Source organism: Schnuerera sp. xch1 (genome assembly GCF_019931165.1).
Taxonomy (GTDB): Bacteria; Bacillota; Clostridia; order Tissierellales; family Tepidimicrobiaceae; genus JAIOUP01.
The window spans coordinates 22,865-37,771 of sequence record NZ_JAIOUP010000014.1; the positions used below are offsets into that span (position 1 = coordinate 22,865).

At 32.1% G+C, this 14,907-nt stretch carries 13 protein-coding genes; 12 read left to right on the forward strand and 1 reads right to left on the reverse strand.

Annotated elements, in window-relative coordinates:
- Nucleotides 1-61: 61 nt before the first annotated feature.
- From K8M07_RS09925 to K8M07_RS09940, 4 genes are all read left to right on the forward strand, one after another.
- On the forward strand, nt 62-913 hold the full coding sequence (locus tag K8M07_RS09925; protein WP_223378370.1) for a DMT family transporter: 852 nt from the start codon (nt 62-64) through the stop codon (nt 911-913).
- A gap of 85 nt (nt 914-998) precedes the next feature.
- Nucleotides 999-2,804 carry a MutS family DNA mismatch repair protein gene (locus K8M07_RS09930; RefSeq protein WP_223378372.1) on the forward strand — a complete coding sequence of 602 codons (1,806 nt, stop codon included), beginning with the start codon at nt 999-1,001 and terminating at the stop codon, nt 2,802-2,804.
- A 77-nt stretch (nt 2,805-2,881) separates the two neighbouring features.
- Entirely contained in the window at nt 2,882-4,273 is a 1,392-nt protein-coding gene (locus K8M07_RS09935; RefSeq protein WP_223378380.1) for a TldD/PmbA family protein, read from the forward strand.
- A 1-nt stretch (nt 4,274) separates the two neighbouring features.
- A complete protein-coding gene (locus tag K8M07_RS09940) occupies nt 4,275-5,615 on the forward strand; it encodes a TldD/PmbA family protein (RefSeq protein WP_223378382.1) in 1,341 nt (446 codons plus the stop codon).
- Nucleotides 5,616-5,633: 18 nt separating this feature from the next.
- Here the strand turns inward: K8M07_RS09940 and K8M07_RS09945 are convergent, their stop codons facing one another.
- Nucleotides 5,634-6,995: a hemolysin family protein gene (locus K8M07_RS09945; RefSeq protein ID WP_223378384.1), complete on the reverse strand. Its 1,362-nt coding sequence runs from the start codon at nt 6,993-6,995 to the stop codon at nt 5,634-5,636.
- Nucleotides 6,996-7,480: 485 nt separating this feature from the next.
- On the opposite strand from K8M07_RS09945, the gene K8M07_RS09950 reads away from it, so the two are divergent.
- From K8M07_RS09950 to sufU, 8 genes are all read left to right on the forward strand, one after another.
- Nucleotides 7,481-8,194 (forward strand): lysoplasmalogenase family protein, encoded by a 714-nt coding sequence (locus tag K8M07_RS09950; RefSeq protein ID WP_223378386.1) that lies wholly within the window; start codon nt 7,481-7,483, stop codon nt 8,192-8,194.
- A gap of 22 nt (nt 8,195-8,216) precedes the next feature.
- Complete coding sequence (locus tag K8M07_RS09955; RefSeq protein WP_223378388.1) at nt 8,217-9,047, forward strand: carbon-nitrogen hydrolase family protein; 831 nt, start codon at nt 8,217-8,219, stop codon at nt 9,045-9,047.
- Between the two features lie 53 nt (nt 9,048-9,100).
- Nucleotides 9,101-9,565 (forward strand): MarR family winged helix-turn-helix transcriptional regulator, encoded by a 465-nt coding sequence (locus K8M07_RS09960; protein ID WP_223378390.1) that lies wholly within the window; start codon nt 9,101-9,103, stop codon nt 9,563-9,565.
- Between the two features lie 150 nt (nt 9,566-9,715).
- The gene (gene sufC / locus K8M07_RS09965; RefSeq protein ID WP_223378392.1) at nt 9,716-10,462 is read left to right on the forward strand and encodes a Fe-S cluster assembly ATPase SufC; all 747 of its coding nucleotides are present in this window, start codon (nt 9,716-9,718) and stop codon (nt 10,460-10,462) included.
- A 5-nt stretch (nt 10,463-10,467) separates the two neighbouring features.
- Nucleotides 10,468-11,880, forward strand: coding sequence for a Fe-S cluster assembly protein SufB (gene sufB, locus K8M07_RS09970; protein WP_317845495.1), 1,413 nt, complete (start codon nt 10,468-10,470; stop codon nt 11,878-11,880).
- An 11-nt stretch (nt 11,881-11,891) separates the two neighbouring features.
- On the forward strand, nt 11,892-13,019 hold the full coding sequence (gene sufD, locus K8M07_RS09975; protein WP_223378394.1) for a Fe-S cluster assembly protein SufD: 1,128 nt from the start codon (nt 11,892-11,894) through the stop codon (nt 13,017-13,019).
- A complete protein-coding gene (locus K8M07_RS09980) occupies nt 13,016-14,254 on the forward strand; it encodes a cysteine desulfurase (RefSeq protein ID WP_223378396.1) in 1,239 nt (412 codons plus the stop codon). The genes sufD and K8M07_RS09980 overlap by 4 nt, the downstream gene beginning before the upstream one ends.
- A complete protein-coding gene (sufU, locus tag K8M07_RS09985; protein WP_223378398.1) occupies nt 14,244-14,672 on the forward strand; it encodes a Fe-S cluster assembly sulfur transfer protein SufU in 429 nt (142 codons plus the stop codon). Before K8M07_RS09980 ends, sufU begins: the two co-directional genes overlap by 11 nt.
- The last annotated feature ends 235 nt before the right edge of the window (nt 14,673-14,907 follow it).

Consider the following 14,907-nt stretch of genomic DNA (forward strand, 5'->3'; position numbering starts at 1 on the left):
TCACCATTTAACTGATACAATTTTTCATATAGACTTATAGTCATATTAGGGGGGGATCATTATGGATATGAAAGATAAAAGCCTGATAAAAATTCATTTAGCTGTTTTTTTGTTTGGCATATCAGGATTATTTGGTAAATTATTATCTCTGTCATCAATTATAATTGTTCTTGGAAGGGTTTTCTTTTCAAGCATTTTTTTATTGGGTATAATGTTATATTTTAAGAAGGATATAAAATTAAAATGCAATAAGGATTATTTTTATTTGGTTGTGATGGGTGTGATTTTAGCAATCCATTGGAGTACCTTTTTTGCATCTATTCAAGTGTCTACAGTAGCAATAGGACTACTTACATTTTCCACATTTCCAGTTTTCGTTACTTTTCTTGAACCATATTTTTTTAAGGAGAAAATTAAGCTATCAGATATTGTAATTGCACTCATTACCTTCTTAGGTGTAGTTTTTGTCGTTCCGAAGTTTGAAGTGGAAAACAATTTAACTCATGGAGTTTTACTAGGATTAATATCTGGTTTTACATATGCAGTTCTTTCAATATTTAATAGAAAATATGTAAAAGATTATTCAAGTTCATTAATTGCTTTTTACGAACAATTTGTGGCAACAATTATATTAATGCCTTTTTTATTTTTACAAAAGCCAGTTTTTCAACCTAAGGATATACTATTACTCATATTATTAGGAATAGTTTTTACTGGGATTTCTCATACTTTATTCATAAATGGATTAAAGAATATTAAAACACAAACAGCTGCAATTATATCGAGTCTTGAGCCAGTATATGGCATTATTTTCGCTATTTTTTTGGTAAAAGAAATACCAACTTTAAGAGAAGTTTTGGGAGGAATTATTATTCTAGGCACTGTTTTTTATTCGACTATTAAATCTAAATAATTTATATCATTAATACCTCATTAAAAGGAAAGCATAATAAGAATGGTAATTTATGTAGTATAGTTTATAAGGAGGTACTAAATATTTGGAAACTATCAAAAGGAAGTACGAAAGAAGAAAGAAAAGTTATAATAAACTGCTAGAAAAACAGAAAAAAGGAGAACGACAGATAAGCAACTTAAGGCTTTTGATCTTTATAGTAGGAATTAGTGTTGCTGTTTATGCTTATTTGACTCATAGATTTATAATTCTTGCTTTAAGTTTGGTTGTTTTTGTAACTACATTTATTTATCTTGTTATATCCCATAAGAAGCTGAAAAAAAGGATAAAATATACTGCTTTGCTTAGAGACATAAATATTAAATCGTTGAAACGACTAAAAGGGGAATGGAATACATTTGAAGATGATGGAGAGGACTTTAAGGATGACAATCATAACTATTTAGTAGACCTTTATATATTCGGCAAGAACTCTCTTTTCCAATATATAAATGCAGTTAATACCTTTGTTGGAAGACAAAAACTTAAACAATTGTTATCCGAAGTAGTTGGAAATAGTGATGACATTTATCAAAGACAAGAGGCGATAGAAGAATTGGGCACAATGCTTAATTGGAGACAGAGATTTTTGGCAGAGGGAATGGTTATATCAGAGAAAATGCATAATCCAGAAAATCTGATAACTTGGGCGAATGAAAGGAATGAAGACTTCAGAAAGCCTTGGGTTATTACTATTTTTAGAATATTGCCATGTATCACTATTGGTTTTGTTTTAACAGGGCTTGTAATGAATATAATACCTTGGTATTGGCCGATAATTGCATTAATAGTTCAGTACGTTTTGATTCGCCATAAAAGAATAGAGCGATTTCAGATGTTCAATATATCAGAGAATTATAATAATGATTTGAGAATATATTATAATATGCTAAGATTATTTGAAGAACAAAATTTTAAATCTAAACATATCAACAAAATAAAGGATGGAATTAAAAACGAGAATGGTCTTGAAGCCTATAAACAAATAGATTCTTTATCTTCAATAATTGACTCCATCTCAAATAGAAGGAATTCACTTTATTTTATCTTTAATATATTAACATTGTGGGATTTTCAGCTTATTATAGACCTTGAGAAATGGAAGTATAAATCTGGGCATCTTCTTAAGAATTGGCTAGATGCTCTAGGAAAAATTGAAGCATTGTCAAGTCTTGCAATAATTAGATTTGAAAACCCTGACTGGGTAATGCCAATAATTGATGATGAAGAGACAAAACTTATATCAAAAGATATAGGGCATCCCTTAATCACAAAGGATAGAGTGCATAACGATTTGACCATTGATAAAAATGTAAAGGTAATGTTAATTACTGGCTCGAATATGTCAGGAAAGAGCACACTGCTAAGAACAGCAGGTATCAATCTAGTACTGGCATATGCAGGTGCACCAGTATGTGCAAAATATTTTCGTGCATCTATTATGAAGATATACACCTGCATGAATGTTACTGATGACCTCAGTGATAACATATCATCTTTCTATGCGGAACTTTTAAGAATAAAGGATATTGTAAAGGAATCAGAATCAGGAGAGAAGATTTTTTTCTTGCTAGATGAGATATTTAAAGGTACCAATTCTCTAGATCGCCATACTGGTGCTAAAGTACTTATTAATAAGTTAAGTCATACCAATTCCATTGGAATGGTATCTACTCATGACCTTGAACTCTGCGACTTGGAAGAGGAAAATGACAGAATAGCAAACTATCATTTTCAAGAGTATTACAAGCATAATAAAATATACTTTGATTACAAATTACGTTCTGGTTCTTCAACTACACGAAATGCCCTTTATCTTATGAAGATGGCAGGAATTGACGTGGAACCATAGATAAAGATTTAAATAAGCTATTTGAAACAATCTATAATAGAAGATATAAGGAAGTTTTTATTAAAGGGGGTAATTTTTTGCTTAGTAAAAAAGTTATAGAAAATGTACTTAGTGCAGCTCTTTCTACAGGAGGAGATTTTGCAGAGATATTTATAGAAGATAGATACAATACAAACATTAACATGGTAGGAGGATTTGTTGAAAACAGCATATCAGGTAGAGATTATGGTATTGGAATTAGAATATTTGATGGATTAAATAGTGTTTATGCTTATACCAATGATTCAACAGAAGGTAACTTGATAAAGGTAGCAAAAGAAGCAGCATTAGCCATAAAATCAAACAAAAAAGATATAGTATTAAATTTGATGAAATCAACTACAAGAAATATAAATCCAATAAAAGTGATACCTAATACCATAGATAAAGGTAAGAAGGTAGAATTATTAAAAAGAGGATATGAAAATGCTAAAAATTATGATTCTCTTATAACTCAAGTTACAGCTGGCTATTTTGATGAAGAACAAAATATACTAATAGCCAACTCAGAAGGATTGATGGTAGAGGATAAGCGCGTAAGAACTAGGTGCAAAATTCAATCTGTAGCATCTAAAAATGGAGAAATGCAAATAGGTTTTTATGGTCCAGGGGCGGCTAAGGGATTTGAATTTTTTGATGATATCAATGTAGAAGAAATAGGAAATGAAGCATCAAGAATTGCTAAAACAATGATGTTGGCGGATTATTGTCCAAGTGGAGTTATGCCAGTAGTTATCCATAATGAGTTTGGAGGAGTATTGTTCCATGAGGCTTGTGGACATTCATTGGAAGCGACTTCTGTGGCTAAGAGGAATTCAGTATTTAGTGGCAAATTGGGTCAACAAATAGCATCTCCAGTAGTAACTGCCATAGATGATGGTACCTTGCCGAACAATTGGGGTTCTCTAAACATAGATGATGAAGGAACACCAACTCAAAGAAATATACTTATAGAAAATGGGATACTTAAATCCTATCTAATAGACAAATTGAATGGAAGAAGAATGAAGATGAAATCAACTGGTTCAGGAAGAAGACAGTCCTATAAGTTTGCCCCTACATCAAGGATGAGTAATACATTTATAGCTAATGGAGAATCCACATTCGAGGATATTATATCAAGTACTCAAAAGGGATTATTTGCTAAAAAATTAGGTGGTGGAAGTGTAAATCCAGCTACAGGGGATTTTAACTTTGCAGTAATGGAAGGTTATTTAATAGAAAATGGCAAGATAACTAGACCAGTAAGAGGTGCAACTCTTATAGGAACTGGTGCTAAAGTATTGGAAAATATAGATATGGTAGGCAATAATCAAACCTGTGGACAAGGAATGTGCGGTTCAGAAAGCGGCTCCATACCAACCAATGTAGGGCAGCCAACTATTAGAGTTAAAGCATTAACCATTGGTGGGAGAAAGGGGGAAGAATAATATGAAATATGAGAACTTATCTAAAAAGATATTTGAAGCAGGGAAAGACAGATTTGAGGATATGGAAACCTATATACAGAGATCCAAGGAAATTGAAATAGCAGTATATAAAGGAGAAATAGATAAATATAACATATCAGACACAGAGGGACTTTCTTTAAGAGGAATTTGCAATGATAATATGGGTTATTCATATACTGAAAAAGTAGATGAATCCTCCATTGATATTTTAATAGAAGATGCTTATGAGAATGGTAAATATATAGATGCAAAAGAAAAGGAATTAATATTCTCAGGTTCTAAAGAATATAAAGAATTAAACAGTTTCAACGAAAACCTCAAGAATATTCCCCTAGAAGACAAAATTGAATTTGTAAAAGCTTTGGAGAAGGAAGCACTTAGTCTTGATTCAAGGATTGCAACAGTAAATTATTGTGAATACCAAGAAATAGAAAATAGTAGATATTTAATGAATACAAGAGGCTTGAACTTAAAAGATGATATGAATTTAGCTGTCTCAATTATAATGGTTGTAGCAAAAGTGGGAGAAGATACTAAAACAGGATTAAGTTATGCAATAGTTAAAGACTTTTCAGAACTTGATTATAAAAAATTAGCAAAGGAAGCAGTAGATGAGGCAATATCGCGTTTAGGCGCAAAATCAATAAAATCTAAGGAATATAAAGTAGTACTAAGAAATGATGTATTTGCAGATATATTAGGAGCTTTTCAATCCATTTTTTCTGCAGAAAATGTTCAAAAAGGGCTATCTTTATTAAAGGATAAAGTCGGAGAACAGATTGCCAATAGTAACTTTACATTAATAGATGATCCTTTTATAGAGGAAGGATTTAATGCCAGCTCTTTTGACGGAGAGGGTACAGCAACAAGAATCAACAAGATAATAGACAAAGGTATATTAAAAACCTATCTATATAATTGGAAAGCTGCATTAAAGGATGGTGTAGAGTCTACGGGGAATGGCTTTAGAAATTCATATAAATCTTCCATATCAACGTCTATTACTAATTTATGTGTGGAAAAGGGAGAAAAGTCCTTAGATGAATTATTAGCAACTATGGATGCTGGTGTAATGATTACTGATGTCCAAGGATTGCATTCAGGGTTAAATCCAGTATCTGGAGATTATTCACTTTCAGCTCAGGGTTATAAAATAGAAGATGGTAAAATAAAAAGACCAATAAATCAAATAACTATAGCTGGTAATTTCTTTGAAACCCTAATGGATATTGAAGAAGTAGGCAAGGACTTTAAATTTGGAATGAATGGAGTAGGATCTCCATCCATAAAGGTTAAGAAATTGGCTATATCAGGAGAATAGGAGATGAATATTTGTCTCCTATTCTTTTTCTTTTGTTTCATCCATTTCATCTTCTTTATTTTGTTTTGGTTGTACATAGACCACAGCTCTTTCCATTCGATGGTCTTTGATGGATGTTACCTTAATTTGAAGACCAAAAGCTTCTAATTCAGGAGTGCTTCCATCAGCTGGAACAGTACCCAATAATCCAAACACAAGTCCACCGAAAGTGTCGGATTCTTCATCTTCAGGGAGTGTAATATCCAATTGTCTAGTAACCAATTCCAGAGGAGCACATCCTTGTATTTTCCAAGTTCTAGAATCAATTCTTTCAATAGGTGGTGGTTCTACTGGTATTGTATTATCGTCATCGAGATCTCCTACCAATTGTTCTAATAGGTCATTAATAGTTATAATACCAGTCATACCACCGTACTCATCTAAAACGACTGCAAAATGATTTCTAGTTTTTTTCATGTTATGAAATAATATATCTGTACGTACTGTTTCTGGTATAAAATAGGCAGGTCGTACAGCAATTTCTAATACATTTTTTCTAGATTTATCTTCAAGTCGAAAATAATCCTTAGTATTCAGTACTCCAATGATATTATCCGTACTTTCATGGCATACTGGATAATACGTATGTCTACTTTCATAAATTGTTTTATCCCAATCTTCTTCACTTTCATCTAGCCATAATAAACTTACTTCAGTTCTATGAGTCATTACATCTTCAGCAAATTTGTTATCAAATTCGAATACATTGTGTATCATCTCTTGCTCATTAGGATTGATAGAACCTTTTACACTACCTTCATCTACCATCATACGTATATCTTCTTCTGTAACTTTATTGTCATCTGCAAATGGATCTATTCCTATGAGATGTAAGACACCATTGGTGGATTTAGTCAATAACCATACCAAAGGATTGAATAACTTTGAAACTGTGAGTACAATACCGGAAATAATTAAAGAGATTTTTTCAGGATTTTTCATAGCGACTCTTTTTGGAACTAATTCTCCAAATACTAGAGTAAAATACGATAGTATCAGTGTAATTACTATTACAGATATTGTATTCAATGTAGCAGGATTTATATTAACTCCTAATTCTATAACTAAATTTACTAATCGACTGGCAAAGTTATCTGCAGCAAAAGCACTTGCAAGAAAGCCAGCAAAAGTAATACCTACCTGTATAGTTGAAAGAAAACGCGAAGGTTCTTCTATTAGGTGTAGAATTCTTTTAGCACGTTTGTTGCCATCCTTTTCCATAGATTCCAGCCTATTTTCATTTGCTGACAGAACTGCAATTTCTGCACATGCAAAGATTCCATTAATGATTATCAAAGCAACTTGAAGGGTAAGTTGCCACCCTACAGAAACGTCTGACAATTCAACAACCTCCTAAATAATAGTATAGTATAGACGGGTTAAAAAAAGACACAAAAACAAGGGCAATTACAGATAAATGCCATTATTTACGTGTCTGGTAAATTTTGATTATATTTTTCAAATCAGTTTTATGTAAAATAAATTCTAAATTCAGGTCAGGGTAAGGCGAATCGTCCACTTTTTCAGTCCACTTCCTTTCTTAGTAAAATTCTAGCATACAAAATTAATTTAGTCAATACATGCTATTTTTAATATTTTTAGTCTTTGGACAATATGTTATGGAGGATTTATGAAAAATATGTAGAATAAATAGTATATTACGGAAAACAATGCTTTGATGATGTATTGGTCATTTTTAGAAGAAAGCAATAACATCTGAGCATTATGATATAATTGATAATGAAATATGCATAATATTTGATAAATAGACAAATTAATATAATTGGGTTTGACATTATTTTCGTCTAAAGATAAGGATGTTTCATATGGAAAATAGACATTATAGTTTAATAACTATAAAAATCCTATTAATATTAATCATAGTACTTTACTTTTCATTCCTATACATAGATATATTGAATCCACAGTTAATCAGATTATCAGATAGTCTTAAATTTACATCTATAATACTTTGTTTTACTGTTTCCATATTAGGAAAAGAAAATGTCTTTGATACTGTGAATATAAAATTACTCCAAATAGGGCTTTTTTTTACTGTAGTTGCAGATTTATTTCTTTTAACGATAGATAGTTATTATATACTAGGAGTAGGGGCATTTTGTATAGTTCAGATAATATATTCAGTTAGATATGATATTGAAAGTTGGAAGATAACTGTTAGAAATATTACCATAATCTTAGTAATTATATTAATAGCTTTCATAATTACTAATTTGCTATTCATAAAGATAGACTTATTGATTATGATAGCCATATTTTATGGCATATGCTTACTAATCAGCGTTATCAAAGCTATAAAGACATATACACACAGGTTATACCCAAAACCAAATGGGATCATGGTAGCTATAGGTATGATTCTTTTTCTATTATGTGATATAAATGTAGCATTATATAATATATTTGGGATTATAAATATAACAGATGGGCTATTGTATAATATATCTCTTATATCAATATGGCTATTTTATTTACCTTCGCAAGTATTATTGGCGTTAAGTGGCATGGATTTTAATTAGGTTATAGGAGGGGTTAAGTATTATGAAGAATGTGAAAATAGGAATAATACAGATGAGAGTTGTTGAGGATAAGAAGGAAAATATAAGAAGAGCAGGAGATTATATTAAAGAAGTAACTAAAAATGGAGCTGATATTGCAGTACTTCCAGAGATGTTTAATTGTCCTTATGATACAGAGAATTTTCCTAAATATGCAGAAAAAGAAGGGGGAGAGACTTACACTTCACTTTCAAAATTAGCAGATGAAAATAATATTTATCTAGTAGCTGGATCTGTTCCTGAAGAGGATATGGGAAGAGTATATAATACGTCCTTTGTATTCGATAGAAGCGGAAATAAGATTGGTAAACATAGAAAGATGCATTTGTTTGATATCGATGTTGAAGGAGGTCAATACTTTAAAGAGTCTGACACTCTATCTCCAGGAGAGGAGTTAAATGTTTTTGATACTGAATTTGGCAAATTTGGACTAGCAATCTGTTATGACTTCAGGTTCCCTGAAGTGGGAAGGATATTTGCACAAAAAGGCGCAAAGGCTATAATAGTACCAGCTGCATTTAATATGACCACGGGTCCAGCGCATTGGGAAATCATGTTTAGGTCAAGAGCATTGGACAATCAAGTTTATACCATTGGAGTTGCTCCAGCTAGAGATGAAGATTCTAATTATATATCATATGCAAATTCAATGGTAGTATCTCCATGGGGAAATATAATAGAAAGAATGGACGAAAAAGAAGGATATAGGATTGTAGATATCAATTTTGATTGTATACAAAAAGTTAGACAAGAATTGCCATTACTTAAACATAGAAGAACAGATATATATTCATTAGACCTAATAGTCAAGTAATTGCTCACGCAATTTTAATATGTTATACTAAAGAAAAGAATGGAGGAATAAACTTGAAAAATTGTCCAGACGATTACATTGGAAGATGGTTTTCCGTACTTCATAGATTATCATTAAGTTTTGTATACGAAGGGTTAAAGGAGTATAACATAGGCAGTGGTCAGATAATGTTTTTATTGGAACTCTATTATTGCGATGGTATTAGTCAAGAAAAACTTTCATCCTATTTAAGCATAGATGGATCAAATACTACTAGAGCCATTAAAAAATTAGAACAGGAAGGATACGTAATCAGAAGACCAGATGAAAACGATAAGAGAATCAAAAGAATATATTTAACGGATAAAGCCATTGATATAAAACCAAAGGTTTTAGATTTGATGAATAAATGGGAAAATAAATTATTGAATAATTTGACTGGCATGGAGGGTCAGGTATTTGTAGACTTAATAAAGAGAATGGGCCATTCTATAGTAGACAATAATAGATGTGCTATTTGTGATAAAGACTGTTGTTAAAACATAATTGGTTAGTTAATCCCATGAATTTTTATAGAAAATTCCATGGGATTAACTTTTTTCATAAAAAATAGTTGCGAACGCAATAAAATTATGTTATCCTTAATTCATAGTAAAACAGTAAGAATTAAATAATAAGGAGAATTGATCATGACGAATAAATTTTTATCAATAAACAATCTTCATTCAAAGATAGCAGACAAAGAAATATTGAAAGGACTTAATTTAGAAGTCAATAAGGGTGAAATCCATGTAATCATGGGACCTAATGGGGCAGGTAAGTCCACTTTGGCAAATATACTTATGGGACATCCTAAGCATGAGATCACAGAAGGGGAAATCGAATTTCAGGGACAAAAAATAAATAATTTAAAAGTGGATGAAAGAGCAAAACTTGGAATGTTTTTATCTTTTCAATACCCTGAAGAAGTACCAGGTATTACCCTTGAAAACTTCTTGCGTTCATCAAAGATGGCAATAGAGGATAAACCAATTAAGATCATGAAATTTAAAAAGATGTTAAAGGAAAAGATGAAATTACTTGAGATGGATGAAGAATACGCTTCAAGATATCTAAACGAAGGATTTTCAGGTGGAGAGAAGAAAAAAAGCGAAATACTTCAAATGTTAATTTTAGAACCAAAAGTAGCTATATTAGATGAAACTGATTCAGGTCTTGATGTGGATGCTGTAAAAATTGTAGCTAATGGAGTTAAAAAATACAAAACTGACGAGAATTCCATTATAATTATCACTCATCATAGTAAGATATTGGAATACTTAGAACCCGATTATGTTCATTTTATAATAGATGGTAAAGTTGTTAAAAGTGGAGATGCAAGTCTAATTGAAATAATTGAAAAAGATGGATTTGAAGCTCTAAAGAATAGGATGTGATATAAGTGGATAGAAGTACAAAGAAAACCTATGTAGAGGATATAGAACGTGGAATATATAACAGGAAGGATGAATCCAACTATAGTTATAAAGCAGAAAAAGGGTTAACACCAGAAATAGTAAAAGAGATTTCTAAAAAGAAGGATGAACCCTCTTGGATGACAGAGTTCCGTCTAAAATCTCTAGAGATATATAATAAATTAGATGTTCCTGTGTGGGGGCCTAATTTGAATGATTTGGATATAGAAAACATAGTTACTTATGTAAAGCCTAACACAGATATGAAATACAGTTGGGAAGATGTGCCAGATGAAATAAAGAATACATTTACTGCACTAGGAATACCAGAGGCAGAGCATAAATCTTTAGCTGGAGTAGGGGCCCAATATGATTCAGAAGTTGTATATCATAACCTTAAAGGATATCTCTCTAAACAAGGGGTTGTATATACAGATATGGAGACTGCAATGAGAGAATATGAAGACACAATAAAAGAATACTTCATGACAGTAGTACCACCAGGTGATCACAAATTTGCAGCACTACACGGAGCTGTGTGGTCTGGCGGTTCATTTGTGTATGTACCTGAAGGGGTAAGCATAGATATTCCATTGCAATCCTATTTTAGATCAAATGCACCTGGAGCAGGACAATTTGAACATACCCTTATAATAGTGGAAAAGGGAGCCTTTCTTCATTTTATAGAAGGCTGCTCAGCGCCAAAATATGCAGTCAATAATCTTCATGCAGGATGCGTAGAGCTTCTTGTAAAGGAAGGTGCAAGATTAAGGTATAGCACTATAGAAAATTGGTCAAGAAACATGTACAATTTAAATACTAAAAGAGCTGTAGTTGAAGAGAATGGCACTATTGAATGGGTATCAGGTTCATTTGGATCAAAGGTTTCTATGCTATATCCTATGAGTGTATTAAAAGGCGAAGGAGCAAGATCCGAATTTACTGGTATCACTTTTGCAGGTAAAGATCAGCTTTTGGATACAGGAACTAAAGTGGTTCACGCTGCACCCTACACTACTTCTACTGTAAATACCAAATCCATATCCAAAGGTGGAGGTACTGCAATCTACAGAGGGACATTAAACATCATGCCAAATGCCCATAATTCGAAAGCAACTGTATCCTGTGAATCCTTAATGCTTGATAATGAATCCAAATCGGATACCATACCAGCATTGGATATAAGAAATGATGAAGTGGATATAGGGCATGAGGCAAAAATAGGTAGAGTAAGTGACGAAGCCATATTTTATCTAATGAGCAGAGGAATCAGTGAAGAAGAAGCTAGAGCAATGATAGTAAGAGGATTTGTAGAGCCAATAGCTAAGGAATTGCCACTAGAATATGCAGTAGAAATGAATAATCTGATTAAGTTAGAACTTGAAGGAAGTATAGGATAGGAGGTAGTAATGTGAGTATACAGATTAAAGAAAAGATGAATTCACTTCCTGTAAAAGCATATAAATGGCTTAAACTGAACCACCTAAAATTAGGAGAAGATATAGGTAAAAGTATAAAGCCATATAACAAGAAATCCTTAAAAGAAGTAAATGACAAAAATATACTGATCGGGAATATAAATAATGTTATTTCTTTAAATCAATATATGGATAAACTCAATGAACAAGAAAGTGAATACGGAGTTTCCAAAGAATTAGTTGAATTAGCAGAGAACTTTCATAATACAGGAGTATTTGCTCATGTTCCTAGGAATGTAACAATAGAAGAACCTATAAGGATTGAATATGTATTAGATGATGATAATGATGTGGTCATAGATAATAACGTAATAATAGCCTCGGAGAATAGTAAGATAACGGTTGTAATAGATTATTCTACGGCTGAAGATATAGATGCTTTTCACAATGGAGCCATGAAGATATATGCCAAGGAAGGTTCTAATGTAGACATCATAAAGATACAGAGAATGAATGATAAATCCTACCATTTTGATTCAAATCTAGCCATTATAGAGTATGGAGCGAATGTAAACTATGTACAAGTGGAATTTGGCAGCAAAAAATCCGTAACAAACTATATTAGCAATTTAAAAGATGAAAGTAAATCTTCCATAGATTCAATATATTTGGGAGATAAGGATAGACGGATAGATTTAAACTATTATATGAACCATGTTGGAAGAAAAAGTATAAGTAATATTCAAACAAGAGGAGCACTTAAGGATAGAGCTAAAAAAGCTTTCAAAGGGACCATTGATTTTAAACTAGGCTCCAGTAAATCTGAAGGCAGTGAAGAAGAATATGTGATATTATTTGATAAGGATGTAAAATCACAGGCAGTTCCTTTATTACTATGTACTGAAGATGATGTGAAGGGACAACATGCTGCAAGTGCAGGGAAAGTAGACGAAGAGAAACTATTCTATATGATGAGTCGAGGATTTGATAAAGAAGAAGCAATGAAGATTATAGTTGAAGCTTCATTTAATCCAATTATAGATAAAGTGCCTTTAGATGAATTGAAAACTATAGTTAGGGAAGAGATTCATCATAGATTAGTGACGGAGGGAAATAGATGAAAAAATTTGATGTAAAACAAATAAGAAAAGATTTTCCAACTCTTTCACAAAAGGTCAATGGAAAACCACTAGTTTATTTGGACAATGCAGCTACAACCCATAAACCAAATTTTGTATTGGATGCAATGATAGATTACTATGAAAAACACAATGCAAATCCCAATAGGGGAGCTCATTATCTTGGAGTTTCTGCCACTGAATTATATGAAAATGCAAGAGAAAAGGTAAGAGAATTTATTAATGCCAAATCTAATAAGGAGATAATATTTACGAGAAATGCTACAGAATCACTTAATTTAATAGCCTATTCCTATGGGATGAAATATGTAGAAGAAGATGATGAAATAGTAGTATGTATATCAGAACACCATAGTAATATAGTGCCTTGGCAGAAAATTGCTAATTTGAAGAAAGCTAAGTTAAAATTCATATATCTAAATGAAGATTATAGACTGAATATGGATGAAGTGTACACAAAGATTACAGATAAAACCAAAATAGTAGGGATAGCTCAAATGTCAAATGTTTTAGGTACAGTATATCCTGTTAAGCAGATTGTGGAATATGCTCATTCTAAAGGGGCTATAACAATTATAGATGGAGCTCAGAGTGCTCCTCATATAAAAATAGATGTTATAGATATAAATACTGATTTCCTTGTCTTTTCAGGGCATAAGATGTTAGGACCAATGGGCATAGGGGTATTATACGGAAAAGAAGAACTGTTAGAAGAGATGCCACCTTTTTTAATGGGTGGAGATATGATTGAATATGTAGAAGAACAGAATACAACATTTGCAGAACTGCCTCATAGATTTGAAGCAGGTACACCTAATGTGGAAGGTGCAGTAGGTTTGACAGCTGCAATCGACTATATAGAGGAAATAGGACTTGACAACATAAATACACATGGGCATAAGTTAACATCCTATGCATTAGAAAAATTGATGGCTATTCCATATGTAAAAATATATGGACCTAAGGATTTAGATAATAGAGGAGCTGTAATATCCTTTAGTGTAGAAGGCTGTCACCCTCATGATGTATCTACAATTGTTGATACCTATGGTGTGGCACTGCGTGCAGGACATCACTGTGCTCAGCCTTTAATGAAATATCTGAATGCCCCTGCAACATCAAGAATTAGTTTTTACATTTACAATACCAAATCAGAAATAGATATCTTTATAGATAGTTTAAAGAATGTAAGGAAGTGGTTAGGTTATGGATCTTAATCAGTTATATACAGAATTAATATTAGAGCATAGTCAGAGCGGACACAACAAGAGACACTTAAATTCTGCTGATTGCACCCAAAGAGGGCATAATCCAAGCTGTGGAGACGATATAACACTGGAATTAAAATGTGATGGCGATAAAATTGAAGAAGCCTCATTCACAGGAAGCGGATGTGCCATATCTCAAGCTTCAACTTCAATGATGATAGACTTAATCACAGGTAAAACTCTAGAAGAAGCTCTAGAATTAGCAGGGAAATTCATATCCATGATAAAAAAGGAAATAACAGATGAAGAAGAACTTGAAGTCCTAGAAGATTCCATAGTCTTCAAAAATATTTCAAACATGCCAGCAAGAGTAAAATGCGCAGTACTATCATGGCATACATTAAAAGAAGCAGTAGGTAAGCAATAAAAGGGAATGATTTTTGTGGGACGCCTTGCCTCTTGATTTAGTAAGAGGCAAGGCGATCAGCATTTTACGAAGCATGACAGTTTCATTATCCTATTTTGTTTATTTAATTCAATTTATACATACCATATGTTATAATATATATGTTGTCTTAACACATTTTTTTGTTTCTAAAGACGTTCATATATATCTATTCTATTTTTTATATAATTTTCACTTTACTATTGATAAGATTTCA